Origin of the sequence: Nonomuraea montanisoli (assembly GCF_013363975.1) — a bacterium.
GTDB classification, from domain to species: domain Bacteria; phylum Actinomycetota; class Actinomycetes; order Streptosporangiales; family Streptosporangiaceae; genus Nonomuraea; species Nonomuraea montanisoli.
Genome location: NZ_JABWGN010000001.1, coordinates 234,170 through 260,685 on the forward strand (window position 1 = coordinate 234,170; position 26,516 = coordinate 260,685).

At 73.7% G+C, this 26,516-nt stretch carries 20 protein-coding genes; 7 read left to right on the forward strand and 13 right to left on the reverse strand.

Features of this window, described 5'->3' with window-relative positions; genetic code table 11:
* The first annotated feature begins 145 nt into the window (after positions 1–145).
* Both HTZ77_RS01110 and HTZ77_RS01115 read left to right on the forward strand, forming a co-directional pair.
* On the forward strand, positions 146–871 hold the full coding sequence (locus HTZ77_RS01110) for a class I SAM-dependent methyltransferase (RefSeq protein ID WP_235994116.1): 726 nt from the start codon (positions 146–148) through the stop codon (positions 869–871).
* A complete protein-coding gene (locus tag HTZ77_RS01115) occupies positions 868–2,250 on the forward strand; it encodes an acyltransferase family protein (RefSeq protein ID WP_175587521.1) in 1,383 nt (460 codons plus the stop codon). Before HTZ77_RS01110 ends, HTZ77_RS01115 begins: the two co-directional genes overlap by 4 nt.
* Here HTZ77_RS01115 and HTZ77_RS01120 read toward each other — a convergent pair.
* The 5 genes from HTZ77_RS01120 to HTZ77_RS01135 form a co-directional block, all read right to left on the reverse strand.
* A complete protein-coding gene (locus HTZ77_RS01120) occupies positions 2,171–6,331 on the reverse strand; it encodes an alpha-(1->3)-arabinofuranosyltransferase domain-containing protein (RefSeq protein WP_175587522.1) in 4,161 nt (1,386 codons plus the stop codon). The two genes, HTZ77_RS01115 and HTZ77_RS01120, sit on opposite strands and share 80 nt — an antisense overlap.
* Positions 6,325–7,458, reverse strand: coding sequence for a glycosyltransferase family 4 protein (locus HTZ77_RS01125; RefSeq protein WP_175587523.1), 1,134 nt, complete (start codon positions 7,456–7,458; stop codon positions 6,325–6,327). The genes HTZ77_RS01120 and HTZ77_RS01125 overlap by 7 nt, the downstream gene beginning before the upstream one ends.
* A complete protein-coding gene (locus HTZ77_RS01130) occupies positions 7,455–8,258 on the reverse strand; it encodes a glycosyltransferase (RefSeq protein ID WP_175587524.1) in 804 nt (267 codons plus the stop codon). Before HTZ77_RS01130 ends, HTZ77_RS01125 begins: the two co-directional genes overlap by 4 nt.
* Positions 8,259–8,269: 11 nt before the next feature.
* Entirely contained in the window at positions 8,270–8,404 is a 135-nt protein-coding gene (locus HTZ77_RS47215) for a hypothetical protein (RefSeq protein WP_268959883.1), read from the reverse strand.
* Between the two features lie 115 nt (positions 8,405–8,519).
* Positions 8,520–10,175 carry a hypothetical protein gene (locus tag HTZ77_RS01135; RefSeq protein ID WP_175587525.1) on the reverse strand — a complete coding sequence of 552 codons (1,656 nt, stop codon included), beginning with the start codon at positions 10,173–10,175 and terminating at the stop codon, positions 8,520–8,522.
* Positions 10,176–10,278: 103 nt separating this feature from the next.
* On the opposite strand from HTZ77_RS01135, the gene HTZ77_RS01140 reads away from it, so the two are divergent.
* Positions 10,279–12,231 carry a hypothetical protein gene (locus tag HTZ77_RS01140; RefSeq protein ID WP_175587526.1) on the forward strand — a complete coding sequence of 651 codons (1,953 nt, stop codon included), beginning with the start codon at positions 10,279–10,281 and terminating at the stop codon, positions 12,229–12,231.
* 81 nt (positions 12,232–12,312) lie between these two features.
* Here HTZ77_RS01140 and HTZ77_RS01145 read toward each other — a convergent pair whose 3' ends face one another.
* Positions 12,313–14,511: an acyl-CoA dehydrogenase gene (locus tag HTZ77_RS01145; RefSeq protein WP_175587527.1), complete on the reverse strand. Its 2,199-nt coding sequence runs from the start codon at positions 14,509–14,511 to the stop codon at positions 12,313–12,315.
* Positions 14,512–14,677: 166 nt separating this feature from the next.
* A complete protein-coding gene (locus HTZ77_RS01150; protein WP_175587528.1) occupies positions 14,678–15,493 on the reverse strand; it encodes a hypothetical protein in 816 nt (271 codons plus the stop codon).
* A gap of 784 nt (positions 15,494–16,277) precedes the next feature.
* Between HTZ77_RS01150 and HTZ77_RS01155 the strand changes: the two genes are divergently transcribed.
* Positions 16,278–17,402 carry a S1C family serine protease gene (locus HTZ77_RS01155; RefSeq protein ID WP_205301946.1) on the forward strand — a complete coding sequence of 375 codons (1,125 nt, stop codon included), beginning with the start codon at positions 16,278–16,280 and terminating at the stop codon, positions 17,400–17,402.
* Between the two features lie 17 nt (positions 17,403–17,419).
* Here the strand turns inward: HTZ77_RS01155 and HTZ77_RS01160 are convergent, their stop codons facing one another.
* Both HTZ77_RS01160 and HTZ77_RS01165 read right to left on the reverse strand, forming a co-directional pair.
* On the reverse strand, positions 17,420–17,992 hold the full coding sequence (locus HTZ77_RS01160; RefSeq protein ID WP_175587529.1) for an OmpA family protein: 573 nt from the start codon (positions 17,990–17,992) through the stop codon (positions 17,420–17,422).
* Positions 17,976–18,554 (reverse strand): hypothetical protein, encoded by a 579-nt coding sequence (locus HTZ77_RS01165; RefSeq protein ID WP_175587530.1) that lies wholly within the window; start codon positions 18,552–18,554, stop codon positions 17,976–17,978. Before HTZ77_RS01165 ends, HTZ77_RS01160 begins: the two co-directional genes overlap by 17 nt.
* Before the next feature lie 212 nt (positions 18,555–18,766).
* On the opposite strand from HTZ77_RS01165, the gene HTZ77_RS01170 reads away from it, so the two are divergent.
* A complete protein-coding gene (locus HTZ77_RS01170) occupies positions 18,767–20,284 on the forward strand; it encodes an alpha/beta hydrolase (RefSeq protein ID WP_175587531.1) in 1,518 nt (505 codons plus the stop codon).
* Between the two features lie 120 nt (positions 20,285–20,404).
* On the opposite strand, the gene HTZ77_RS01175 is transcribed toward HTZ77_RS01170, so the two are convergent.
* Positions 20,405–22,459, reverse strand: a complete 2,055-nt coding sequence (locus tag HTZ77_RS01175; protein ID WP_175587532.1) for an ATP-binding protein — start codon at positions 22,457–22,459, stop codon at positions 20,405–20,407.
* Positions 22,460–22,648: 189 nt separating this feature from the next.
* The gene (locus HTZ77_RS01180) at positions 22,649–22,804 is read right to left on the reverse strand and encodes a hypothetical protein (RefSeq protein WP_175587533.1); all 156 of its coding nucleotides are present in this window, start codon (positions 22,802–22,804) and stop codon (positions 22,649–22,651) included.
* 215 nt (positions 22,805–23,019) lie between these two features.
* Between HTZ77_RS01180 and HTZ77_RS01185 the strand changes: the two genes are divergently transcribed.
* A complete protein-coding gene (locus HTZ77_RS01185; RefSeq protein ID WP_175587534.1) occupies positions 23,020–23,853 on the forward strand; it encodes an alpha/beta fold hydrolase in 834 nt (277 codons plus the stop codon).
* Between the two features lie 12 nt (positions 23,854–23,865).
* Here the strand turns inward: HTZ77_RS01185 and HTZ77_RS01190 are convergent, their stop codons facing one another.
* The gene (locus HTZ77_RS01190) at positions 23,866–24,966 is read right to left on the reverse strand and encodes a serine hydrolase domain-containing protein (RefSeq protein ID WP_205301947.1); all 1,101 of its coding nucleotides are present in this window, start codon (positions 24,964–24,966) and stop codon (positions 23,866–23,868) included.
* A gap of 140 nt (positions 24,967–25,106) precedes the next feature.
* Here HTZ77_RS01190 and HTZ77_RS01195 point away from each other — a divergent pair, with 140 nt between their 5' ends.
* Entirely contained in the window at positions 25,107–25,988 is an 882-nt protein-coding gene (locus HTZ77_RS01195; protein ID WP_205301948.1) for a GNAT family N-acetyltransferase, read from the forward strand.
* Between the two features lie 42 nt (positions 25,989–26,030).
* Here HTZ77_RS01195 and HTZ77_RS01200 read toward each other — a convergent pair whose 3' ends face one another.
* Positions 26,031–26,492 (reverse strand): SAM-dependent methyltransferase, encoded by a 462-nt coding sequence (locus HTZ77_RS01200; RefSeq protein WP_175587535.1) that lies wholly within the window; start codon positions 26,490–26,492, stop codon positions 26,031–26,033.
* Positions 26,493–26,516: the final 24 nt, after the last annotated feature.

The window sequence follows — 26,516 nt, forward strand, 5'->3', positions numbered from 1 at the left end:
CGATCCTAGAACCTGTTGTCGTCTTGCCGGAACATCCGGCATCAAAGTATGACAGTGAGTGACATGCGTCACTGGCCGGTACGGAGCCGCAATCAAATTGATAGAAACAGGTTCTATCGTGGTTCTCCCTATGAAAGCGGGAAATATGCCCATGCGCGCTGACTTGGCGCGGTCCATCCGGCTCTTCCGGGCGTTCCGCACGGAGCAGGGCGACCAGCAGGGCTACTACACGACGCTCGCGGCGGACACGGCCGGGCTCCTGCGCCGGTACGTGGACCTGCGTGACCGGCTCGTGCTCGACGTGGGCGGCGGTCCGGGCTTCTTCGCCTCGGAGTTCCGCGGTCACGGCGCCCGCTGCGTCTGCGTGGACGTGGACGCGGGCGAGCTGGCCGGCCAGGGCGCGCCCAGCGGCGGCGTGCTGGGCAGCGCGCTCGACCTGCCGCTGCGCGACTCGTCGGTGGACGTCTGCTTCTCCTCGAACGTGCTGGAGCACGTGCCGGAGCCGTGGCGGATGGCCTCCGAGATGGTCAGGGTGACCCGGCCCGGCGGCCTGGTCTTCCTCGCCTACACCAACTGGCTCTCCCCCTGGGGCGGTCACGAGACCTCGCCCTGGCACTACCTGGGCGGCCACCGCGCCGCCCAGAAATATCAGGAAAAGTACGGCAAGCCGCCCAAAAACCACTTTGGCCGGAGCCTCTACCCCGTCTCCGTCGCCCACGGCCTGCGCTGGGCGCGCGGGGACCGGCGGGTCGAGCTCGTCGACGCGTTCCCCCGCTACCTGCCCTGGTGGTACCGCCCGATGCTCAAGGTCCCGATCGTCAGGGAGTTCGCCACGTGGAATCTGGTCCTGGTCCTGAGAAAGCGCCCGTGACGACGGCATCCGCCCCGTCCTCCGAAGAAACCGCGCCCGCCCAGCCCGCGGTCCCCGAGGGGAGCACGCCGAAGGCGGCCGCCCCGAAGGAGGCCGCCCCCAAGGAGGCCACCTCGAAGGAGGCCGCCACGGAGGCCGCCCCCAGGGATGCCGCCCCGAAGGAGGCCGCCGCCGAGGGCGGGGAGCCGCCCGGGCCGCCCGGCGAGCTGCGCGTGGCGCCGCTCGACGCGCCCGCCCGGCGCGACACCGCCCTCGACGGCATCCGCGCCCTGGCCGCCCTCGGCGTGTGGGTGCTGCACGTGGCCGGCAACACCGGCGTGATGTACCGCGACGGCATGTTCGCCTGGATGACGACCCGGCTGGGCATCGCGGTCCCGATCTTCTTCCTGCTGTCCGGCCTGCTGCTGTACCGCCCGTGGGCGCGTGCGGTGCTGGAGGACACCCCCGCGCCCCGCGCCGGCGGCTACCTGTGGCGCCGCGTGCTGCGCGTCATGCCCGCGTACTGGGTGGTGACGACGCTCGCGCTGCTCGCGTGGAGCTCGCTGGACGCCGGCGGCTGGGCCAAGTGGCTGCTGCTGCTCCAGAACTACACCGAGCAGACCCGCGCCCCCGACGGCCTCTACCAGATGTGGACGATGCCGATCGAGATGGCCTTCTACCTGGTGCTGCCGGTGCTCGCCTGGCTGCTGCACCATTGGGCCCGGCGCGGCGGCAACCGGGCTGTCCGGCTGCTCGGCGGCATCGCCGTGCTCCCGCTGGTCTCGATCGGCAGCGCGGTCGCGGCGCACGTCTTCGACCAGCCGCAGCTCGCGCTCTGGCTGCCGCACCACCTCATCTACTTCGCCGCCGGCATGGCCATGGCCGTGCTGTCTGTGTGGATCAAGGAGAGCCGGGTCGTCGACGCGCTCGCGCCGCAGCTCCTCGTCCTCGCGCTGCTGCTGTACGTGGTGCTGAGCACCGAGGTGGCCGGCCCGCGCACGCTCGACCTGCCGAGCCTGTCGCAGTCGATCTGGCGGATGATCCTGGAGGCCACGGTGGCCGTGCTGGTCGTCGCGCCGTTCGCGCTGGCGGCCCGGCGCGACTCACTGCGGCACCGGGTGCTCGGCAACCCGGTCACCGCGTACCTGGGCCGGATCTCCTACAGCTTCTTCCTCTGGCACGCGCCGGTGATCACCCTGTACTACAAGGTGACCGACAGCCAGCCGTTCAGCGGCGACTTCGTCAAGGTGGCGATCCTGACGTTCGTCGGCTCGCTCCTCGTGAGCGTGGCCAGCTACCACCTCATCGAGGAGCGGGCCCTCAAGCTGACCGGGCGCCGGTCAGCATCGGCTCCTCCGCCGGAAGCTCCGGCGGAGCGCCCGGCTGAGCCGGTTCGCTGACGAGCCGGCCGAACAGCACGCCCATGGCGGCGCAGGCGACGAGCTGCGGGACGTGGTCGGTGAGCACGTCCACGTCCGCGCCGTAGTCGCGCAGCGCCATGGCCGCGGCCAGCGACGCGGTCGCGAGGCAGAACAGCAGCGCCGCGGCCCAGTGCGGGGCGAGCCACCGGGGCAGCGCCCGCCGGGCCGGGGTCCACAGGACGGCGACGACGGCGGCCAGCACCACGAGCATGCCGGCCCAGCCCGCCACCCAGGCGCCGAAGGCCATGCCCGCGGCGATCGCGTACGGCATGCGCCAGCCGGACAGCCGCGAGCGCCCGGCCTCGGCGGTCTCCATCACGTGCTCGGGGCGCGGGCCGCGCATCACCAGGGCGAGCAGCGCGAGCACGGCGATGCCGCCCAGGCCGAGCGCCAGGGCCAGCCAGTACGGCCGGTCGGGCCCGTACTCCAGCCGGACCGTCCCCGAGGTGCCGGCGGGCAGCTCCCACGCCTGCTTCCAGCCGTCGATGCGGACCGGCCGCAACGTCTGGCCGTCGAGGCTGGCCCGCCAGCCGGCGTTGTAGTTCTCGTTGACCACGAGGAAGGAGTCCTTGGGCGCCGTCACCCGGACCTCGCGCTCGGACTGCGTCCACGTGCCGGGGGCCGCGGCGCCCTCGACCTGGAGCGGCTGCTCGGGCAGCGCGCCGACCACCAGCCCGTCGACGGCGAACGGGTCCCAGCCGGCGGCCCGCACCCGGTTGTCGCCCGCCGAGAGCGTCACCCTGCCGCAGCCGGTGAAGCGGACGGGCCGCTGTTCGAGCAGGTCGGCGTAGGTGCCGGTGACCCGCGTCTGGACGACCTTGCCGTTGACCCGCAGCTCGGGGCCCTGGCCGCAGGGCAGCCGGAACGGGATGCCCTGGGGCCGGCTGGCCGGGCTGACGCCGGGGATGATCAGCTCGGTCACCTGGAGGCGCCGCGACACGGGGAAGAAGCGCAGCTTGAGCTGGCTCGTGGTGATCGGCTTGAACCTGATGACGCCACCGGCGTCCACGCGGCCGCTGCGCACCGGGCCCTTGTCGCCGGCGATGATCATGTCGAGCGGCTGCTTGTCGCCTCCGGGCCGGGCGACCTGGAGGCGGGAGATCGTTTTCTTGCCGTTCCAGCGCAGGGTGAGCGTGGGCTCGGCGTCGCTGGGCGAGGGCACCCAGGTGGTCGCGGCGTCGGCGTCGAAGGCCGATCTCGGCGCGACCACGGGGTCCTTGCTGATCTGCGAGGTGCCCTGGACGCGGGTGAGGTCGGCGCTGAGCCGGCTGTAGCGGTCGACGAGGGCGGAGTCGCGCAGGATCGCCGTGCCCTGCAGGGTGGCGGCGTGCCGGCGCTCGGCGGTGAAGGTGCGGTCGAACCCGGCGCCCTCCTCCCCCGGCCGGGCGAGCAGCGGGTTGCACACCCACCGGTCGCGGTTGCGCATGCACTGGGGGCGCGCGTCGAGCCCGCGGTCCATGACGTACGCGTCGCCGCTGCGGCCGGGCAGCCTGATCGTGCGGCCCGGCAGCACGCCGGGGATCGTCATCTCGGTGATGCCGACCCGCTGCACGAAGCTCCAGTCGCTGCCGTACGTGGCGAGGATCGTGATCTTCAGCCAGGTCGTCGTCCCGGGCGGGGCGTGCAGCGTCTGCGGCTCGTTGGTCTGCCGGACGTCCTGGACGAGCCGCCCGGCCTCGGTCTCCACGGCCACCCGCCTGATCGACTGGCCGAGCAGCACGTTGTTGGTGAAGGTGACCTTGAAGTCGGGGATCTCACGGGGCTGCGGCAGGTCGACGCGCAGCCACTCGCCCTGGGGGCGGTGCCAGCCGCCGCTCTCCCAGCCGGTCTCGTAGTCGCCGTCCATGGCCGCCCACGGGCCGCGGCCGGGGGTGCTCAGGCCGGAGATCGCGTCGGCGTCGGCCACCGAGGAGGAGGCGGTGATGGCGGAGATGCCGTCGTACTCGGCGGTCGCGGTCTCCTCCAGCCAGTCCTTCTCCAGCAGGTCGAGCGCGCGCACGCCGGTGAAGTCGGCGCGCCGGTCGGCGGTCAGCGTGGGCGTCCAGTTCGTCCGGATCTCGCCGAACTGCCGCTCGCGCAGCCGCAGGGCGTCGCTCACGACGGTCGGCACCTCGTACGTGCTCGCGTCGTCGTTGACCAGCACCGGGCCGGTGCCGAGCAGCCCGAGGTCGCCCATCGTGAGCAGCGAGTCGGGGCCGCCGCGCACGCGCACCGCGTCGCCCGCGGCCTCCACGCCGACCAGGTCGGAGTTGCCCGCCACCTCGTACAGCTCCAGGGCGGGCGCCGGCCAGTCCACGGAGTCGACCGCGTCGTCGGTGAAGCCGTCACCCACCTCGCCGCCGAACGCGCGGATGCGGCTGATGCCGGGCGACTCGCGCAGCGTCTCCTGGACGCGGGCGGGCCAGGCCCCCTGGAGGTTGGCGCGCATGAGGTCGTTGCGGACCAGCAGGTAGTGGACGCCGAGGCGGCGCAGCACCTCGGTGAGTCCGGCCGAGCCCTCGCCGGAGGTGAGGCGCTGGTCGACGGCGTCGAGCAGCCGGGTCAGGCCGACCGAGCCGGCGGCCGTGACCTGGCGGGTGGTCCAGCGGGCCTTGAACAGCGGCTGCATGGGGTCGTCCACCGGGCGGCCCCACAGGTACTCGCCGAACTTGGCTCCGGGCACGACCAGCACGCCGTCGTCGCCGGCGTTCTCGTTGATCCAGGCCGCGGCCTGCCGCCAGTAGAGCGGCACCTCCTTGAACGAGCCCGGCATGGCGAGCCCCTGGTTGAAGACCGGGAGCACGAGCCCGGCGACGGCGGCCAGGGCGACCACCCGCACGGGCAGCCGGACGTTGGCCCGCAGGCGCGCGGCCAGCGGCAGCCCGGCGGTGGGCCGCGCGGCGCGGGCCCGCCGATGGGTGACGGCGAGCAGGTGGGCCAGGCCGAACGCCATCGGCAGCCGCACCAGCGGGTCGAACTTGCGCAGGTTGCGCAGCGGCGCGAGCGGACCGTCGAGCAGCCAGCGCATCGGCTCGGCGACGATCGGCTCCAGCGCGCTCGTGTGCCCGGCGACCAGCGTGGTGACGCCCACGAGGAACAACGTGATCACGAAGCCGCGGCCGGGCAGGTCGCGGCGCACCAGCCCGGCCAGGCCGAGCGCGGCCAGCACGCCGGTGACCACGACCATGGCCGCCGAGGTGGCGATGGCGTAGCCGGGCGGCTGCTGGTCCACCCCGTTGACGGTCAGGAAGCGCACCCAGTCGGAGGTGCCGCGCAGCACGTTCGTCAGCGAGGTGACCGCCGTCGTCGTGGACGCGTTCTCGGTGTAGGGCAGGAACGAGAACGCGTACCGGCCGACGAGCAGCAGCGGCGCCCACCAGAACAGCGTGGCCACCGTGACCGCGCCCGACCACCAGCCGAGCATCCGCCAGCGCGGCACCGGCCTCGGCCGGGTCAGGATGTAGACGACCGGGGCGACGAGCACGGCGAGCACGGCGACGGCGTTCACGCCGCCGCACAGCGCCACGGCCAGCGCCGAGCGGATCGCGCCGCGGGCCCGCTGCCCGGTCTCCGAGGCGGTGAGCAGCGGGATGAGGATCCACGGCAGCATCGCGGCGGGCAGCCACTCGATCGAGATCTCGCCGAGGATGGACAGCGCGCGCGGGGCCAGCGCGTACGCCAGGGCGCCGGCGATCCGGGTGCCCGGCGTGCCGATGCCGAGCTGCCGCGTCAGCCGCTCCACGCCGAGGAAGGCCACGCTGAGCAGCAGCGTCAGCCAGAGCCGCTGGGTCACCCACGGCTCGACGCCGATCAGCTCGCCGAGGGCGAAGAAGGGGCCCATGGGGAAGAGGTAGCCGGCGGCCTGGTTCTGGAGCTGGCCGAAGTGCTGGAGGTCCCACAGGTGGGCGGCGCGCTCCAGCCAGCCGAGCGGGTTGAGCGCCAGGTCGATCTTGGTGTCGCCCATGATGCTGCCGGGCCTGGTGGTGAACGTCAGCACGGCGAACCCGAGGCAGCAGAGCAGCAGCCACAGCCGGTGCCGGGCCTTGTCGGTCACCACTCCCGCCGTCTCGGCGCCTACCACCGCTCCTCCCTCAGGGGCGCCGGGACGGCCCGCACGGGGGCCGGCGCCGGACGGCCGCGTATCAGCTCGGCCATGCGCTCCGCGCTGCTCTGCCACGAGAACCGGGCCGCCCACGACCGGCACCGGTCCGCGTACGCGTCGCTCCGGCCGCCGGCCAGCTCGTCGAGCGCGGCGGAGACGCCCTTGGCCAGGTCGGTGCCCTCGGGCAGCAGCCAGCCGGTCTCGCCGTGCCGTACGGCGTCGCGCAGCCCGTCCACGTCGAAGGCGACCGTCGGGACGCCGAGCGCGGCGGCCTCCAGCACGCACAGCCCCCAGCCCTCGCCCTGGGAGGCGTTGACCTGGAGCCAGGCGGAGGCGATGAGCCGTTCCTTGTCCGCTTCGGACAGGTATCCGTGCATGGTGACGCCCTCCGGCAGCCGGGCGCGCAGGCGCGCCTCATCGGGGCCCCGGCCGACGACGTCCACGGTGAGGCCGGGCCAGCGCTCCCTCAGCTCGGCCACGGCGTCGATGAGCAGGTCCACGCGCTTGTGCGCGACGAGCCGGCCGACGCAGACGAGCCGGGGGGCGGCGCTCTTGCGGATCTCGGCGGGCGCGCCGACGCTCACGCCGTTGGGGACGATGTGGATGGGTCCGGTCCAGCCGAGCCGCCCGCGCATGGCCTCCACGGTGGACGGCGAGACGGCCACGCTGCGGTGGCGGTGGTAGGTCCAGCGGGAGACCGGCCCCTCCAGGAAGCGGCCGACCGCGGCGAGCCAGCGCGGCAGGTGGACGCCGAACTGCCGGTCGTGGACGTGGTGGACCACGCAGATCACGCCGGTGCGGCGGGACAGCACCCACGGGGTGAAGAACGGGATCCCGTTCTGGCAGTCGAGCACCACGTCGAACCGCGAGCGGCGGGGCAGCAGCCAGGCCAGTACCCGGGCGTAGACGGAGAACGGCCCGCCCATGCGGGCCAGCCGTACCCCGTCGATCTCCTCGCGGGCGCGCTGCCCGGGGGCGCGCGCGGTCACGAAGTGAACGGTGTGGCCCGCCGCCGCGAGGCGGCGGGCCATCTCCCACGCGTAGGTCTCGGCGCCTCCGGCGGCCGGATGCCACGGATCGCGCCAGTTGACGACGGCGATGTTCACGGATATCCGACGGGGTCGAGCGGCGGCTCCCAGGCGGGAGCGGCCGCCGCGCGCGGCTCCAGGCGCAGCGTCAGCCAGATCCGGCCGAGCTCCAGCACGATGCCGGCGCTGTGCCGGGCCGGCGAGAAGCGCGAGCCGGGCATGTCGCGCCACTGCACGGGGATCTCCAGGATGTTCGCGCCCCGGTCGGCGCACCGGGCGAGCAGCTCGACGTCGAAGGCGAAGCCGGGCGTGCGCAGCCGGGCGGCGACCTCGCGGGCGAGCGCGCCGTCGAAGAACTTGAAGCCGCACTGGGTGTCGCTCACCCCGCGCACCAGCGCCCTGGCCAGCGCGCGGAAGCCGACGGCGCCCAGCTCACGAACCCGGCTGTGCCGGTTCTCCACGTCGGAGAAGGCGTGGGCGCGGGAGCCGACGACCACCCGCTCCCCGGAGAGCAGCAGACCGAAGGCGACGTCGATGGCACTCAGGTCGGTGGCCATGTCGGCGTCCAGGAAGCCGACGAACGGAGCACGGGTCTCCAGCAGGCCGGCGCGGACGGCGGCCCCCTTGCCGGGGACCTCGCACCGGGTCAGCCGGACCGGGACCTTCCCCCGCGGCCAGGTCCTGACGATCTCAGCGGTGGAGTCCGTGCTGTTGTTGTCGACGACGATGACGGCGGTCGGGAACGGCATGCGGGCAAGCTTCGCGCACAGCTGCAGGAGCCCCCCGGGGAGTCGTCCTTCCTCGTTGTAGGCAGGAATGACGATCTCGAGCAGTGGTGGTCGGCTCGTCCTCTCGTCCCCTTGGCGGGAGGGCGGCATGACGGTGGTGACTACCGGTCGCCGTAGTTGTAGAGCGGCTGGTTCACGGGCGTCGCGGTGGCGCCGGTGAAGGAGACCGTCGTGACGGTCGCGACGAGGGCGGCCACGGCGATGCCGATGATCGCTGCTAAGAGGATCTTTATCACTGGGGGGTTCCTCCTGGGGCGCGGCACTTGCGGGGGACCGTCACCAACCTAGAACCAATTCTCGCTACTCGGAAGTAGCTAAACGAAATCTTAATAAAGCCACTGATCAATGGACCTATTCGGACGAACCTTGAGCAATCGGCCCGCCGAAACGATACAGCCGCAGGTCAGGAGTGTCCACGAGCAGCCGGGCCCCCTGGAGCAGGCGGTCGAAGTCGCGGCGCTCGGCCGGGGTCCCCGCGTCCACGACGACGTACCGGAACCCCGCTCCCGCAAGGCGTGGAGCGGGCGCTTCTAGTACGCGTTCTACCATTTGCGCCCGTTCGTCCTCGCTGGGTACGACCATGTCGCCGACGCGGACGGTGTCGTTGGCGACCACCTCCCGGCCCCGGCCGCCGAAGAAGCGCTGCGCCGGGTCCAGCACCGGACGCCCGCCGTTCCAGGGGAAGCGCCGGTACGACTCGAACGGCAGGACGAGCACGTCGCCCGGCTCGGGGTCGCGGCGGATCGTCTCGCGGGCGGCCGTCCAGCCCGCCGGGTACGCCACCGCGCGCAGCGCCCCCGCCCCGCCCCACGCCATCGTGGGCAGCACGGCCAGAGGCACGGCCACCAGCACAGCAACCAGCACGGCAACCCACCGGCCGCCTTGCGCGAGCGCCCGGGACGCCGCGGCGGCGGCCAGCCCCAGGCCGGCGGCCTCCAGCAGCGCGAGGGGCGCGACGAACTGCTGGGCGTCCCGGAACACCGCGAACCCGCCCCAGAGGTGGATCAGCCAGGTGAGCACGGCCCGGCCCGGAGCGGTCACGCCCAGGCACGCCACCCCGAACCCGGCCACCGCCGCCGCCACCAGCCCCCACCGCCAGGGCACCTCCGTGTCCCGGAGTACGCCTGCGTCCCTGGGGACGGCGCGGCCCCGCCGGGAGAAGCCGGCGAAGGCCGCGAAGCCCGCGATCCCGGCCAGGGCGAGCAGCAGCCGCGCCGCCGCGCCGACCGGCGTACCGAACCCGGCCGGCACCGCGTACGCGTTCCAGATCCCGCCCAGCGCCAGCACGCTGCCCACCGCACCGAACGGCCCGTCCGCCCGCGCCGCGAACGCCTCCACCCCGACCCCGTCGCCCGTCACCGCGCCTGGCCGCAGCAGCGCCGGCACCAGCCACGGCAGGCTGAACGCCCCCAGCACCAGGCCCACCACGGCGACCCGGCGCACCCTCGGCCACCAGGCCGAAGGCGCACCCGGAAGGGCCGCGACAGGAAGAGCCGTCAGCGCCGTGACCGTCATGGCCGCGAACCCGCCCACCGCCGCGGGCAGCACCGCCACCGCGAGCCGCCTCACCCGCAGGGCCGGGGACGACGCCGCGGCCACCACCCACGGCAGCCCCGCGTACCCCAGCAGCAGCGCCCACTGCCCCATCAGCAGCCGCTCGGCCACGTACGGGTTCCACACGTAGAAGGCCCCGGCCACGAGCCCCGGCCCGACCCCGTCCGACGGCACCAGCCGCGCCGCGCCCGCGCAGCCGAGCACGAAGACCAGCAGCAGCACCGCCTTCTGCACCAGCTCACCCGGCAGCACGGCCGACAGCGCCGTGACCACCGCGTCGCTCGGCACCACCCGGGGCGCGCCGCCCGACAGCCCGAACGTGAAACGCGAGAACTCCGGGTCCGGCACGAACACCATGTCCTGCGCCAGCACGAACCCCCACCCCAGCGCGGGCCCGAGCGCGAGGCAGCCCAGCACGAGACCGAGCAGGGCGGCGGCCGGGGTGCGGGACATCCCGCTATGACATCACAACCACACAACGGGCATTCCACCTCAATCCCCGCCTGGATACGCTTCGCAGCGGGGAACCGGGGGGACCGCTCAGCGGGAGGACGGGGTGACGAGCGAGGAGGCGGCGGCGGCCCGCCCGAGGCAGGACGAGAAGACGGCGGCTCGGCCGCCGCAGGACCAGGAGACGCCGGCTCAGCCGCCGCAGGGCGAGACGGCGGCCCGTCCGCGCCGGCACGGCGACATCGTGCTGGCCGCGGCCATCGCCATGATCGCCGTCCAGCTCGTCTGGCGGTTCGACTTCATCCGCCGGACCTACTTCCGCCAGGACGACTTCACCTTCATCGCCCGCGGCCTGGAGCACGGCCTGACCTGGGACTACCTCATGCGGGTGGACTACGGGCACCTGATGCCGGGGCCGTTCGCCATCCACTGGGCGATGGGACGGGTCGGCGTCTACAACGACGTGCTCGCCCACCTCGTCACGCTCGGCCTGCTCGCGGCCGCCGCGTTCGCGCTGCTGAGGCTGCTGCGGCTGCTGTTCGGCACGCGGCCGGCGATCCTCGTGCCGCTCGGGTTCTACCTCCTGACGCCGCTGCTGGTCTCGTCGCTGTCGTGGTGGGCGGTGGTCATCGAGACGCTGCCGTTCCAGATCGCGCTGGCCATGGCGCTGGGCTCGCAGGTCCGCTTTGCCCGCACCGGACGCTTCCGGCACGCGCTGGCCGTGGCCGCCTGGGCGGTGCTCGCCATGGTGTTCTTCGTCAAGGCGCCGTTCATCCTCGTGCTGGCGTTCGTGCTGACGATCGGCTGGTTCCCCGGGGCCCGCCGCCGCGCCGGCGCCTGGCTGCTCCATCTGGCCGTCGTCGCGGGCTACGCGGTGGTGTTCTTCCGGCAGCTCTTCACCTCCGTGCAGCTCACCAACGACACGGTACGGCCGGCCTTCCCGGACCCGGGCGTGGCCGCGAGCTTCGCCTGGAAGCTGCTGTCCGCCGCGCTGGTGCCGGGAGCCCTGGGCGGGCCGTGGCAGTGGTACCCGATCAGCGAGGACTACGCCATCGCCGCCGCCCCGCAGGCGCTCGCCTGGGCCGCCCTGGGCGTCGCTGTGCTCGCGGTGGGCGTGTCGCTGTGGTACCGCAGGCGGGCCTGGCTGGCGTGGCTGACGCTGCTCGGCTACTTCGTGCTGGCCGACGTGGTGCCGGTCATGATCGGGCGCATCGTGCAGCTCGGCCCCGACCTCGGCGGGCAGGAGCTGCGGTACGTCTCCTCGACCGCGATGCTGCTCGCCGTCGTGATCGGTCTCGCGTACATCCCGGTCCTCGGCGAGCGGGCCCCCTGGCGGCGCCCGGCCCCCGGGCCGCGCCGGCTGCCGTGGGTGCGCGCCGCGCTGCGGTACGCGTGGGTGCCGGTGGCCGCCGCGTTCTTCGCCGGCTCGGTCTGGACGGCCGTCGCGTACACGCGGATGCCGCTCGGCGACCACGTGAAGAGCTACGTCGCGACGGGCCGCGCCGCGCTCGCCCGCGCCCCGATCAACGCGGTCATCCTGGACGCGCACGTGCCCGCGCGGGTGGTGCTGCCGTTGTTCTTCCGCGACTACGCGCTGGTCTCCCGGGTGCTCGGCCCCGTCGCGCCCAACCCGGTGACCTGGACCCGGCGGCTCACCGGCCCCGTGGCCAACCCGCTGGCCTTCGACGACGCCGGCCGCCTGCGCCCGGTGGACATCCAGGGCATGACGATCCCCCAGCGTGGCGGCTGCACGCCGGTCTCCTCCCGGGAGAAGCGTTTCCGGCTGCCCGCGGCCGTGCCGGACGGCGAGTGGACCGTGCAGGTCGGCTACCTCAACCCCACGCCGTCCACGATCGCGGTGCGGCTCGGGGGCGGGGTGACGACGGTGCCGGCGGGCAAGGACTTCGGCTGGACGTTCGCCACGGTCAAGGGCGGCGGCGCCGACGTGGCGATCCGCACGCTCGACGGCCGTACGGTGTGCGTGGGCGAGATCAGGCTCGGCGTGCCGCGCCCCGCGGCGAACGGCACCCCGACCCCGCTCCAGCCGGTCGGCCCCTGAGCCTCCCGGTCCGCCCCGCGGATCCCCCGTGGGGGGCCGGTCGATCGGTGGCCGGCCCCCACCCCTACGCGGCCCCCGCGGTCAGCGGCCGGGCTCCGGGTCCCGGGGCAGGCCGAGCATGCGCTCGCCGATGATGTTGAGCTGCACCTCCGTCGTCCCGCCGTAGATGGTCATGGCGCGCGTGGCGAGCACCGCCCGGTTCCAGTAGCCGGCGTCGCCGAGCGACATGTCGGCCGCCACCACCGCCGCCCGGCCCAGCAGCGAGACCGCGGTCTCCGACACGTGCTGGGCGTGGGCGGTGGACAGCAGCTTGCGCACAGACGCGTCGGCGCCCGGCTCCGAGCCGGCGAGCTGCTTGAGCGTCACCCGCAGCGACAGCGCGTTGATCGAGTGGCCCTCGCAGATCACCTCGGCGACCTGGTGCGCCTCGACCGGGGTGAGCTCTCGCCCGAGCCGGCCGGCCAGCCCCAGCAGGTCGGGCACCGACGCCCCGGTGCCGCCCGAGCCCGAGGAGAGCGAGACGCGCTCGTTGGACAGCGTGTTGCGCGCCACCCGCCAGCCGTCGCCGACCGCGCCGACCACCAGGTCGTCGGGCACGAAGACGTCGTCGAGGAACACCTCGTTGAACAGGTTCTCGCCGGTCATCTCGGTCAGCGGCCGGACCGTCACGCCGGGGGCCTTCATGTCGACGAGGAAGTACGTGATGCCCTCGTGCTTGGAGCCGGCCGAGGAGTTGCGGGCGATGCAGATGCCCCACTCGGCGACGTGCGCGACGGAGGTCCAGATCTTCTGGCCGTTGAGCCGCCAGCCGCCCTCGACCCGCTCGGCCTTCATCTGCAGCGAGGCCAGGTCGGAGCCGGCTCCGGGCTCGGAGAAGAGCTGGCACCAGATCATCTCGCCGCTGAGCGTCTGGGGCAGGAAGCGCTCCTGCTGCTCCGGCGTGCCGTACGAGACGATCGACGGCACCACCCACGCGCCGATGATCATGGCGGGGAGGCGTACCCGGGCGGCCTTCAGCTCCTGCGCGATCAGCACCTGCTCCAGGGGCGAGGCCGCGCGGCCCCACGGCTTGGGCAGGTGCGGCATGACGAAGCCGCGCGCGGCCAGCGCGCGCTTCTGCTCCGCGCCCTCCAGCGCCTTGATCTCGGCGATCTCGGCGCGGATGGACTCGCGCAGCTCCTCGGCGCCCTCCGGCAGGTCGATCTCCATCTCCCGGGACACGCCGCGCAGCGCCAGGTCGGTGACCGTGGCGGCCCAGCCGGCCGACGGGCCGAGGAGCGCGCGCAGCGTCAGCGCGCGCCGGTAGTAGAGGTGGGCGTCGTGCTCGAAGGTGTAGCCGATGCCGCCGAACGTCTGGATCGCGTCCTGGGCGCACCGCACGGCCGCGTCGGGCGCCATCACCCCGGCGATCGCGGCGGCGTACTCCAGCTCGGCGCCCTCGGCGCGGGTGGCGTCCCAGACGGTCGCGCGGGCCTGCTCCAGCGCCACCAGCATCCGCGACAGCTTGTGCTTGATGCCCTGGAACTGGCCGATCGGGCGGCCGAACTGGACGCGTACCTTTGCGTAGTCGGAGGCGGCGCGCACGCACCACGCGGCCAGGCCCGCGGCCTCGGCGCCGAGCAGGACGGCGGCCAGGTTGCGCACGTCGAGGCCCTCGACGCCCTCCAGCACCCGCCCGGCGGGCACGCTCACCTCCGCCAGCTCCACCTTCGCCGACGACCGGGTGAGGTCCAGGGACTTCAGCGGGGTGACGGCCGCGGCGGCGGCGTCGAGCGCGATCCACACCTCGCCGCCCCCGGCGGAGACGGGCAGCACCAGCACGTCCGCGGACGCCCCGCCCAGCACCGGCTCGACGGAGCCCGAGACCACCAGCGACCCGTCGTCGGCGAGCGTCCCCGTCAGCCTGTCGGCGTCGCCGAACGCCGCGCCGGTCAGCGCCACGGCGCCCGTGAGCGTGCCGTCGGCGAGGCCCTGGAGGAGGTCATGGCGCTTGGAGGCGTGCACCACCGCGCTCGCGAGCACGGTCGGCACGTACGGGCCCGGCGCCAGCCGCTCGGCCAGCGCCTCGACGGCCACCGCGGCCTCCAGCAGCCCGTAGCCGGAGCCGCCGGCCTCCTCGGGCAGGTGCAGCCCCAGCAGTCCCTGCTCGGCGAGCCCCGACCAGAACGAGGGCCGCTCGTCCGTCGGGGTCCGCGGCGGCTCGGCGGGGATGTTCCGCTCGGCCCAGCCGCTCACCGACTCGCGGAGCGCCTCGTGCTCCTCGTTCAACCCGATCGCCATAGCTCATCCTCCAGCCGCGGTCCCGGTCATGCCAGAACCATATTCTAGAGGATGCTTCTGGGGCTAAGGGAAGACGTTCACCAGGCGACGGCGGCCGGCATGAGACGCCGGTGCGCGGGCCCGCGCACCGGCGTCGCCGAGCAGTTGGATCTCCTGACCTCACCCTCTAGGCGGGGGCGATCCGCTCGGCCAGGGTGTTCAGGTCGCGCCAGCGGGACTTGCCGCTCTCCGGGATCGAGGCGAACAGCATCGCGGGCTTCGCCCGGCCCGCGTTCACGACCGAGACGAGGCCCTGGGCCACCCGCCGCCCGTCATCCGTCTCGTACGCCACCTCGAAGGCGAGCGTCCAGCCCTTGCCGAGGGCGGCCCGCTCGGAGCCCGTCCAGGTCAGGGTGGCGCCGGGCGGGTACTGGGCGGCGAGCGCCCACTTCGCGGCGCGCGCGGCGAGCTTGCGGTAGTCCGACTCCTTCGCCGGCGGGGTCGCGGGCGCGGCGCCCGGCAGCGGCGCCGAGCCGATCAGCGCGCCCGGCGTGCCCGGCGCGGCGGCCTTTCCGGCGCGCTGCGCCACCGTGAACGGCGCGACCATGGCCGTCTTCCACGGCGAGCCGAGGCGCGGGTAGGACAGGCCCGCCTTCTGGTCGTCCACCAGGCCGATCACGACCGAGGCCGTGCCGGGCAGCACGGCGTACTCCTTGGCGGCGGGCACGGACGGCAGCGCCGCCGCGACCTGCGACCGCGCCGCCGAGGCGGTGGCCGACGGGGCGGCGGCCGTCGGCTCGGCGGCGGCGGGCGGCGGCGGGATCGAGCCGCCCTGCGGCTGCTGGTCCTTGGGCACGTCGCCGGAGAAGAGGATGAAGATGAGGAGCACGGCGGCCACGGTGGCGATGATCGCGCCGAGGAGGTAGACGACCCGGATGGGGATGTCACCGATGCGGCTGACCAGGCCGGACTTGGGCGGCACCGGGGGAAGGGTCGGCGGCATGGGGTACTGCTGCGGCGAGGATCCCGGCCCCGAGCCCATCCGGGTCGCCGCGCCCGCCCACGTCCCGGCCCCCGACGGACCGCCCTGCGGGCCGGAGCGCGGCTGCGGGGTGTAGGGGGGAGCGCCCTGGGGTCCCGAACGGGGCTGCGGACCGTACGGCGAAGCGCCCTGGGGCCCCGAACGCGGCTGCGCGCCATAGGACGGACCACCCTGGGGTCCGGAGCGCGGCTGCGGACCGTACGAGGAACCAGCCTGAGGACCGGAACGAGGCTGCGGACCGTACGAGGAACCAGCCTGAGGACCGGAACGAGGCTGCGGACCGTATGGCGAGGCGGGCTGCGGGCCGGGCGGCGGGGTGGGCTGGGGGCCGGAGGGCGGGCTCTGCCGGGGCCCGGACTGCGGCGCCGGCCCCTGCTGCGGCCCCTGCTGCAGCGGCCGCGACGGCGGCTCCGTGGGACCGGACGGGCGGGGCGCGGGCGGCCGGGAGATCCAGACCGTCTCATCCGCGGCGCCGGCCGTCTCGTCCGCGGGCACGACGATCTTCCGGAAGGGGGTCGTGGGAGCATCTTGAGAGGGCTGCTGGTCACCGACGTCCGCCATGACCTTGAGGTTACGTCACTTCACGCCGGGATATTTCCGCCATGTCCTGCCCAGAATTTTATTCTGTAAGCGACGGCCCCCACCCGCACGCCGCGACACATCGGCAAACTCCCCCCGACCCCCTCCAACGGGACAAACGTCACAATGGCGTATCTTTCTCCGCACACCGGGCAGGTACCAGCGCATGAGGAAGATCGTCGCAGGATTCGCCATGACCATCCTGCTGACCGGCTGCGCGGCGCTCCAGTCCGCCGGCGCCGCCGGTCCCACGACGCCCTCTGGAGGCGCCCCGTCCACTGCCACGGCCACCGCCCCGTCCACCGCCCCGTCCACCGCGACGACCAGCCCTCCGGCCGGCGCGGGCGCCCCGCCGTCGCCCCAGGCGCTGGAGTCCGCGTACGAGCAGGTCATCAAGGAGGTCCTGCCGTCGATCGTGCAGATCACCACCAAGGTGGGCCTCGGCTCCGGGATCGTGTACGACACGGCGGGCCACGTCATCACCAACGCGCACGTGGTCGGCGAGGCCACGCGGATGCAGGTGACGCTCGCCACCGGCGGGGCCGGCCGCAGCGCCCGGCTGGTCAAGTCGTTCCCGGCCGGCGACCTCGCGGTGATCAAGGTGGACGACCCGAAGGGGCTGAAGCCGGCCCGGTTCGGCGACTCCGCCAAGCTGCGCGTCGGCCAGCTCGTGCTGGCCATGGGCAACCCGCTCGGCCTGTCGGGCAGCGTGACGGACGGCATCGTCTCCGCCCTCGGCCGCACGGTCAGCGAGCCGCAGGACCCGGAGTCGCCCGGCGCGACGATCGCCAACGCGATCCAGACCTCGGCCGCCATCAACCCCGGCAACAGCGGCGGCGCCCTGGTGGACCTCTCCGGCCAGGTCATCGGCATCCCGACGCTCGCCGCCACGGACCCGAACCTGGGCGGCGGGGCGGCGCCCGGCATCGGCTTCGCCATCCCCAGCAACACCGCGACGGACATCGCCGGCCAGATCATCCGCCAGGGCAAGGTCACCAACACGCACCGCGCCGCCCTCGGCGTCCGGGGCAGCACGGTCGTCGGCCAGGACGGGCAGCCCGCCGGGGTCGGGGTGATCAGCGTCGAGTCCGGCAGCGGCGCCCAGAAGGCCGGCATCCGGCCGGGTGACGTGATCGTCTCGATCAACGACACCGAGACTCCGACCATGGCGGCCCTGTCGGAGACGCTGACCACGCTCAAGCCCGGCGACCAGGTCAAGGTCGGCCTCGTCCGCTCCGACGGCGGCCAGGCCACCGTCACGGCCACCCTCGGAGAGCTGCCCGGCGACTGACGGCGATGGAGCGCGGGTCACTGGCGCGCGTCGAAGACGATCTCCACGCGGCGGTTGCGGGCGCGGTTGCCCTCCACGGGCTTGCCCTCGACGACGTTCGGCAGCTTGGGGCGGCTCTCGCCGTACCCCTGCGCCTGGAGCGTGACGTCCGCGCCCGCGAGCAGCCCGCGCAGCGCCTGCTCCACCGCCTGGGCGCGGCGCTGGGACAGCCGCAGGTTGTACGCGTCGGAGCCCTGGTCGTCCGTGTGCCCCTGCACCTTGACGACCCCGCCCGCGCCCTCGGCCTCGACCTGGTCGGCGACGCCCTGGAGCCGCTTGCGGGCGGCGCCGGTCAGCGCCCACTTGTCCAGCGCGAACAGCACGTCGCTGGTGAGCGCGACCGTGACCCGGGTGCCCTGCTTGGTCTCGCTCTGGGCGCCGTCGAGCGACTCGACCTCGCCGATGACGTCCTCGACGGGCAGCACGAGGTCCTCCACGGGCGCGTACGCGTCCGAGGGGACGGGCGGGACGGTGGGGCTGAACAACGGGGTCGCCGGCAGCAGCAGCCCGGCGGCGACGCCGAGCGAGGCGACGCTAAGAAATCGGGACATCGGTGAGCACGCCGATCATCGGCATCTCCACGTTGATCTTCGTGACGTCCGCGGGCGGAGCCGCGAAGACGGCGTAGAGCGAGCTGGTGGCGCCGTTCTCCAGGAACTGCCCCTGGGTCTTGGAGCAGACGCACTCGCTGTCGGCGTTCGTGCCGTTGCGGGCCACCCGGTAGCGCTTGGCGTTGACCGGGTCGATCAGCGAGACGGCGGACACCGTCATGTCGAGGGGACCGGCGCCCATGCCGTTGTGCAGGTTGACCTTGCCGTCGAGGGCGGTGACGGTCCAGGTGAGGGTGGCGGTCCTGCCCTGGCGCTTGAGGCCGGTGATGTCCACCCGCGCCTTGCCGCTCTGGCCGCCGGAGGTCGTGCTCGCCTCGCGGCTGGCGATCACCTGGGTCTGCTGGGGCGCGGCGGGGGCGGTGGTGGCGGGGGTGGTCTCGGTCCGCGCCGTGGTCTGCTGCGCCTGCCCGCTCTCGCCGCCGCCGCTCCGCTGACCACCGGGGATCACCCCGCAGCCGGTCAGCGCCACGGCCGTGACGGCCAGCGCGATCGTCTTCCGCATGATCGTGGATCACCTTTCGGGGGGAACGCCTCCGGCACCGGGAGCCCCGGATCACCGCAGGTGTAAGACTCTCCCACAATCGCCGCAAACGCCTCAACTTTCACTGTTGTCACTGGTCAGCGGCCATCAAGGCCCTCGCAACCGGCCCGTCCTCATAATCAGGGGCCAACCAGGCGAAAACCCAGACGCGGCCGCCAGACGAGGACACTGCCATGCGACGCCTACCGAGGGTGATCACACCCGCACTCGCCGGCCTGCTCATCGCGGGCCTGGCCGCCACCGCGCAGCCCGCCCAGGCCGCCCAGCTCTCCCCGCCCGCCCCGGTCGCGCGGAACGCCCAGGTCGCCCAGACGGCGCCGGGCGCTCCCGCCGCGCTCGCCGCTTACTACGGCCAGCGGCTGGCCTGGAGCGCGTGCGGCGGCGCCTACCAGTGCGCGAAGCTCAAGGTGCCGCTCGACTACGCCAAGCCGGCCGGCGACCGGATCGACATCGCCGTGACCCGCCTGCGCGCCACCGGCAGGCGGCTCGGGTCGGTCGTCATCAACCCCGGCGGGCCCGGCGGGTCGGGCATCGAGGCGGCCAAGAACGCCGACGCCTTCCTCTCCCCCGCCGTCCGCGCCCGGTACGACCTGGTCGGCTTCGATCCCCGCGGCGTCGGCGCCTCCACTGCCGTGCGCTGCTTCACCGACGCCCAGCTCGACGCCTACTACGCCATCGACCGGACGCCGGACACCGCCTTCGAGGTCAAGAACCTCGACCTGGCCCAGAAGCAGTTCGCCCAGGCGTGCAAGGCCCGTTCCGGCAGGCTGCTCCCCCACCTCGGCACCCCCGACGCGGCCCGCGACATGGACGTGCTGCGCGCCGCCCTCGGCGAGTCGCGCCTGACGTACGTGGGCTTCTCGTACGGCACCTTCCTCGGCGCCACGTACGCCGACCTGTTCCCCGGCAAGGTGCGCGCCCTGGTGCTCGACGGCGCCATGGACCCCACCCGGACCGGCGACGAGGTCGGCACCGGCCAGTCCGGCGGCTTCGGCGTGGCCTTCGACTCGTTCCTGCGCGACTGCTTCAGGCACGCGGACTGCCCGTTCCGCACGCACAAGCCGAGCGCGGCCAACACGAAGCTGGAGGCGCTGCTCAAGCGGGTGGACAAGGCGCCGCTGCGCAACGAGTACGACGGCAGGCAGGCCAGCGAGTCGATCGCGATCACGGGGATCATGTCGGCCCTCTACAGCGAGTCGGCCTGGCCCGTGCTGCGCCAGGCGCTGGCCGACGCGTTCCAGGGTGACGGGACCAGGCTGCTGCTGCTCGCGGACCTGTACAACGAGCGCCGGGCCGACGGGACCTACGCCAACAGCTTCGCCGCGCAGGAGGCCGTCGACTGCCTCGACCACCCGTCCACGCACAAGCCCGACCCCCGGAACGGGACCTCGCCGTGCGACTACTGGCCGGTCAGGCGGAAGACGTCGGTCCGGCCGCTGCGGGCCGACGGCGCGCCGACCATCCTGGTGATCGGCACCCTGCGCGACCCGGCCACGCCGTACAAGTGGGCGCAGGCGCTGGCCTCGCAGCTCTCGTCCGGCGTGCTGCTCACCTTCGACGGCGACGGCCACACCGCGTACCGCAAGGGCTCGGCGTGCGTGGACCGCTACGTGGACCGGTACCTGCTCACGCGGACCGCCCCCGCGAACGGCGCGAACTGCCCGAAGATCAAGCCCGCGACGTCCCGGTGACGCCGCCCGCCCCGGCGCCCGCCCGCGGCGCCGGGGCGCACGCATGCCCGCCCGCCCGGTCGCGGCCCCGGGGCACCCACGTGCCCGCTCAGTCCTCGCCCACGTACGGGCAGGCCCCGCTCAGTCCTCGCTCACGTACGACCAGGCCCCGTCGAGCCCGAGCCGCTCCCCGCTGCGGAAGGCCGCCCCGTACTCCCGCGGTCCCAGCGCCTCGCGGGTGCGCGCCACGCAGTTCTCGTGGTCGCGCTTGTGCGGCCAGAACGTGGCGGGCGAGGCGCCCATCTCCTGCCAGAGCGCGTTGGCCACCCCCAGCATGCGGGCGGCACGCTCGTACCGGCCGTACGCCCCGGCGATCCAGGCCAGGACCTCGACGCACTCGGCGAGCCCCCACCGGTCGTTGATGGTCCGCCTGATCGCCATCGCCTCCTTCAGCATCGCCTCCGCCCGCTCCGGCTGGCCCTGGTGCCAGGCGGTGACGCCGACGGCGAACAGCGCGTACCCGCGGGAGGGCTCGGCGCGCCGCTTCTCGCACAGTGTCAGGAACTCCTGGGCCAGCTCACCGGCGCGCTCGGGGTCCTGCTCGGCGCTGAACGAGGCGTCGTAGTACAGGTTGATGCCCAGGGCGCTGAGGTCGCCGCGGTCGACGTGCCCGGCCCGGGCCTTCTCCATGAGCTCCATCCCGGTCCCGGCGTCGCCCTCCGAGAAGGCGACCATGGCGGAGACCTGCGTCGCGAACGCCCGCGTCTCGTCGTCACCCGCCTCGCGCGCCAGCCGCTGGGCGTCCTCCAGCATGTCCTGCGCCTCGGCGCAGTCACCCTGGTAGAGGGCGAGCGTCGCGGCCGCCCACAGCCCCGTCCGGCGGGCCCGCGCGTCCGGCGGCACGAGAGCGAGTCCCCGGTCCATCCAGTGGCGGCCCTCCGTGACGGAGCCCGCGAGGATCCAGTACCCCCACATCGCGGATACCGTGTCGAGCCCGTCGGCGGCGTCCTCCGGCCGGGCGTACGACAGGTCGAGCGCGACGCGGATGTTGGGCAGCTCCGCCGCCAGCACGCGGTAGCGGGCGAGCTGCTCGGGCACCAGCCGGTCCACCCGCCGCTCGGCGGTCAGCCGCCGGTAGTGGTCGCAGAAGCGCCGCCGCAGCGCCTCCTCCTCGCCGCTGTCCGCCAGCTTCTCCCGGCCGTACGAGCGGATGCTGTCGAGCATGTGGTAGCGGACGCCGTCCTCGTGCGGCTCGGCGACCAGGATGGACTTGTCCACCAGCCCGGCCAGCAGCTCGAACACGTCCGCCGGTTCGATGCCGTCGCCCTGGCAGACCTCCTCGGCCGTCTCCACCTCGACGCCGCCCGCGAACATCGACAGCCGGCACCACAGCCGCTGCTCGGCCCGCGTGCACAGGTCGAAGCTCCAGTCCACGGCCGCGCGCATCGTCTGGTGGCGCGGCGGCCCGCCGCCGCCCGCGCCGGCGTCGAGGACCTCGAACCGCTCGTCGAGGCGGCGTTCCAGCTCCTCCACCGGCGTGGAGGCGAGCCGTCCGGCCGCCAGCTCGATGGCGAGGGGGATGCCGTCGAGCCGGCGGCAGAGCCGGGCGAACACCCGGGCGTCCGCGCGGTCCAGGGTGAAGCCGGGACGCACCCGCGCCACCCGGTCGGCCAGCATGCGGACGGACTCGCTGCGCGTGATGTCCCGCGGCGCGGCGGCGGGGTCCGGCACGGACAGCGAGGGCACCACGAGCACCTGCTCGCCCGCCACTCCGAGGGTCTGCCTGCTGGTGGCCAGGACGCGCAGCCGGCCGGCGCCGCGCAGCAGCCCGTCGATGAGCTTCGCGCACGCGTCCAGCAGGTGCTCGCAGTTGTCGAGGACGAGCAGCACGCGCCGCTCGGCCAGGTAGTCGACCAGCACGCTCATGGGGGACGGCCCCGCGTCGCGGACGCCCAGCGCCGTCGCGACCGTCGGCACCAGCAGCTCCGGGTCCTCCAGGGAAGCCAGCTCGACGATCTCCACCCCGTCGTCGTAGGCCGGCCGCAGCGCCTCGGCCACCCGCATCGCCAGCCGGGTCTTGCCGACCCCGCCGGCGCCGGTCAGCGTCAGCAGACGCCCCCGCGCCAGCAACCGCCGGGCCGCGGACACCTCGCCCCGGCGCCCGATGAACGTGGACGTCTCAGCGGACGTCAGCACTGGATGTAGCACGGCCTGTACACGCTCTCGCCGCCCCCTGCCGGCTCCCCCACCGGTCACGCGGTCAGCCGATGACCGGCACCGTTCCTCCAGGTTAAGCGCAGAGCGCGAGGAACGCATCAGTGCGTTCCCGTCGGCGGCTCGGTCGCCGGCGCGGCGGACACCTGTCCACCGCGCCGGCGACCGTCCTCACCACCAGTACCGCCGCCCGCCCACGGGTCGCCCGACCGAGCCGAGAACCAGGAAGACGACGCCGATGAGCAGCAGGATGCCGCCGATCGTGTAGAGGATCGAGATGCCGAGCAGCCATCCCAGCACCACGAGTATCAGACCAAGAATGATCACATTGCCCTCCATGGACAACCGGGACTGCCCCGGACTCGCTTCTCCACTTCCCCACCGTCGGCCTCTAATCCCGCTCCGTCCACATGAGCCTCTGACCTGCGCTTTCGTGCCCGATTTCGGATGAGGGCCCGTGCACGCGGGCTTTACGCCGTGAGAAGATCCGCCAAGAACGAAACGCCATGGGCCATGGGTCCGCTCCCGGCTAGATTGCCGGGATGCGCGAAGTGATCACTTCGGACGGCCGCACGCTCGCCGTCGAGGAATGGGGCGTGCCCGACGGCACGCCGGTCCTGTATCTGCACGGCAGCCCCATGAGCCGGTTGGCCCGCCATCCCGACGACTCCCTGTACACGGGTCTCGGCATCAGGCTGATCACCTTCGACCGTCCCGGGTTCGGCGGCTCCACCGCCCGGCCCGGGCGGCGCGTCGTGGACGGCGCCGACGACGTCGCCGCCGTCGCGGACGCCCTCGGGCTCGGCCGGTTCGCCGTCTACGGGGTCTCCGGCGGCGGCCCGCACGCGCTGGCCTTCGCCGCCCGCCACCCGGACCGCGCGCTGCGCGTCGCCTCGCTGGCCGCGCTCGCTCCGCGCGACGCCGACGGGCTCGACTGGACGGCCGGGATGATGGACGGCAACGTCCGCAGCTCCGAGGTGGCCCTGCTGGACCGCGACGCCATGACGGCCCACCTCGGCGCGGACGCCTCGGCGCCGCCCAAGCTCCCGGACACCGAGGCCGCCGTCCTCAGCCGTCCCGAGGTCAGCGCCATGCTCGGCGCCGCGTACGCGGAGGCGGTGCGCCCCGGCCTCGGCGGCTGGGCGGACGACGTGATCGCGCTGTTCGGCAGCCCGTGGGGCTTCGACCCGGGCTCCATCACCGTGCCGGTGCGGCTCTGGCACGGCGAGCTGGACTCCGTGGTGCCGGCCGCCCACGCGCGCTGGCTCGCCTCCCGCATCCCCACCGCCACGCTCACGGTGCAGCCGGACGCGGGACACGCCGGCCACTTCGACGCCACCCCGGCCACGCTCGCCTGGCTCCTGGAGCCGTCCTGACGCGGATCCTGATCAGCTAGTGGGGGCGCACAGGGCGGCGTCGAAGGCGGCGAAGAGGTGGCCGTCGTCCTTCGGGGTGCCCGTGACGTACACGGTCGCGGCCCGGCCGGCGCGGTCGCGCCCGCTGAGCACCCGCACGCCCGGCAGCCCGCCGTCGTGCATCCAGACGGGTCCGCAGCTCAGCGGGTAGGTGTAGACGCCCAGGCCGTAGCGGCTGCCCTTGGGGTCGTCGCCCGGGACCGCGTGGGCGGTCATGGTGCGCAGCGTCGCCTCGGGAACGGACTGCCAGAAGCGGTTCAGGTCCTCGGGGGTGGAGATCAGGCCCCCGCCCGCCCCGAACGCGTGGCCGGGCAGCCGGGTCTGGTCCGTCTCCCCCGCGTCCGGGGCGGTGGGGTTGACGCCGTACGTGTGGGCGTGCCGGCCCCGGATGGGCAGCTCGCCGCTCTTGGGCCAGTACGTGCCGGGCAGGCCCTTCAGCACGCCCTCCTCGGTGACCCGGCGGAAGTCCTCGCCGGTGACCTTCTCGATGAGCATGCCGGCGACCAGGTAGTTGGTGTTGGAGTAGGACCACCGCTCGCCGGGCTTGCCGACGGGCTCGCGGGTCAGGGCCAGCTTGAGGTGCTCGGCCGGGACCGCGGGCTTGGTCCAGTCGACCAGGTCGAAGTACTCGGGCAGGCCGCTGGTGTGCTGGAGGAGCTGGCGGACCGTGATCGGCGCGCCGCCCAGCGCGCCGGGCAGGTACCGCTCGACCTCGGCGTCCAGGTCCACCTTGCCCGCCTCGACCAGGCGCATGACCGCGGCCGCGATGACGGGCTTGGTGACGCTGGCCGCGCGGAACCGGCCGTCGCCGCCGACCATCGGGGCGCCGGTGCCGCGCCGCGCGGTTCCCGACGTCCAGGTGGTGGTCCGGCCGTTCCGGTCGCGTACGGACAGGACCGCTCCCGCCATGCCGTCCCGGGTGGTCAGCCGGTCCAGCCGCGCCTGGACGCTCTCGCGAGGGGCCGCGGCGGTGTGGACGCTCTCGCGGGCGGCGGCGAGGGCCGGGGAAGAGGCGCTCAGCAGGACGATCGCGGCGGTGGCCGCGGCGAGGTACTTACCCACCATCGTGGACATCTCCTTGTTTCCGGGTGACGTCCTCATCCTTGATCGTCCAGCGTCCGCGATCAGTCACGCGGCCCGGCCTCTCGTGGTGGGGCAGGCACCACCCGGAAAACCGATCGCCGTCGCGTGACCACGCCCACGACAATGGCGCGATGCTGAGCAAGCGCCCCTACGTCGACGCCGACCTGCCCCTGCTCCAGGAGGGCATGGCCGGCTGGATCGCCTGCGCCGGCCGCTGCGGTTACGACCACATCGGCGAGCTGCCCCACCGCATCTACGAGAACCTGCGCGGGCGCCGTCCCGTCGGCGAGGTCGTCCACGTCTGGGAGCACGCCGGCACGCCGGCCGGGCTGACCGTCAACACCCGCTTCGGCAACGCCTTCGACGTCTTCACCGCCCCCGGACTGCGCGGCGCCGAAGCCGAGATCACCATGATCGAGGACGCCGCCGCCACCACCGGCCGGGACGCCGACGAGGTGCTCACCGACGTCTGGGACTGCGACCACATCCGCATCGAGCTGCTGGAACGCCTCGGCTTCACCCGCTTCCGCGTCTGGGACGACGTCCAGGAGATGGCGCTCGCCGGCACCCCGCCGGAGCCGGAGCCCCCCGCGGGCTTCACCGTCCGCCAGGCCCGCCTGTCAGACGCCGCCCACCTGGCCGAGGCCCGCAACGGCGCCTTCCAGGCGGGCTGGACCACCGCCGAATACCTCGACGAGGTCATGCGCAAGCCCGGCTACGACCCCGCCCGCGAGATCGTCGCCGAGGCCCCGGACGGCCGCATCGCGGCCTTCGCCGTCTACTGGACCGACGACCGCAACGGCCTGGGCCACTTCGAGCCCGTCGGCACCCACCCCGACTTCCGGCGCCGGGGCCTGGCCCGTGCGGTGATGCTGCACGCCATGCACCGCATGCGGCCGCTGACCACCGTCACCGTCAACCACAACGCCGAGAACCTCGCGGCCCGCAAGCTCTACGAGAGCATCGGCTTCACCCCGCGCCACCAGACCTACGGCTACCGCCGACACCCGTGACCGCGCAGGACGCGCCCTGGCGCCCGTGCGACATGCCGCTCCTCAGTAGTAGGCGCGCATCAACTCGGTCACCCAGGACGGCTGCACGACCTCACCCTGCGGACCGAACTCGACCATGTACGGCTTGATGTCGAGAACCGGGGTGCCGTCGATGGCGTCGAGGCCGCGCACGCGCACGTCGAGACCGTCCACCCCGAGCAGGCGGCAGCGGGAGACGCCCAGCCGGTTGGGGCGGTTCTTGCCCCGCTGCGCGAAGATCCCCACCAGCGGCCAGTCCGGATTGCCCCGGGGCCGGCGCGCGGCCGTCTGCACCGATTCCGGGTCCACGCGATGAAACTGGAAGACCACTTCCAGGTGCGAGAACGTCTCCAGGCCCGCCAAGGACTCCGGTCCGAAGCGCTCGCCATCCAGGCGGATCACCGCCTCCTCGGCGTTCCAGTCGTCGTCGTAAGGCTCGGCGCGTCCGCCGACCACGGTCCCCAGCGGGTACAGCTCGATCGTCATGGCCGTGACTGTACGGGGTGCCGG

Bases quoted from the DNA above. Each gene is read 5' to 3' on its own strand.
- HTZ77_RS01110 (WP_235994116.1), top strand. From the start codon at position 146: ATGCCCATGCGCGCTGACTTGGCGCGGTCCATCCGGCTCTTCCGGGCG.
- HTZ77_RS01130 (WP_175587524.1), bottom strand. From the start codon at position 8,258: ATGCCGCCCTCCCGCCAAGGGGACGAGAGGACGAGCCGACCACCACTG.
- HTZ77_RS01135 (WP_175587525.1), bottom strand. From the start codon at position 10,175: ATGTCCCGCACCCCGGCCGCCGCCCTGCTCGGTCTCGTGCTGGGCTGC.
- HTZ77_RS01145 (WP_175587527.1), bottom strand. From the start codon at position 14,511: ATGGCGATCGGGTTGAACGAGGAGCACGAGGCGCTCCGCGAGTCGGTG.
- HTZ77_RS01150 (WP_175587528.1), bottom strand. From the start codon at position 15,493: ATGCCGCCGACCCTTCCCCCGGTGCCGCCCAAGTCCGGCCTGGTCAGC.
- HTZ77_RS01155 (WP_205301946.1), top strand. From the start codon at position 16,278: ATGAGGAAGATCGTCGCAGGATTCGCCATGACCATCCTGCTGACCGGC.
- HTZ77_RS01160 (WP_175587529.1), bottom strand. From the start codon at position 17,992: ATGTCCCGATTTCTTAGCGTCGCCTCGCTCGGCGTCGCCGCCGGGCTG.
- HTZ77_RS01165 (WP_175587530.1), bottom strand. From the start codon at position 18,554: ATGCGGAAGACGATCGCGCTGGCCGTCACGGCCGTGGCGCTGACCGGC.
- HTZ77_RS01170 (WP_175587531.1), top strand. From the start codon at position 18,767: ATGCGACGCCTACCGAGGGTGATCACACCCGCACTCGCCGGCCTGCTC.
- HTZ77_RS01185 (WP_175587534.1), top strand. From the start codon at position 23,020: ATGCGCGAAGTGATCACTTCGGACGGCCGCACGCTCGCCGTCGAGGAA.
- HTZ77_RS01190 (WP_205301947.1), bottom strand. From the start codon at position 24,966: ATGTCCACGATGGTGGGTAAGTACCTCGCCGCGGCCACCGCCGCGATC.
- HTZ77_RS01195 (WP_205301948.1), top strand. From the start codon at position 25,107: ATGCTGAGCAAGCGCCCCTACGTCGACGCCGACCTGCCCCTGCTCCAG.
- HTZ77_RS01200 (WP_175587535.1), bottom strand. From the start codon at position 26,492: ATGACGATCGAGCTGTACCCGCTGGGGACCGTGGTCGGCGGACGCGCC.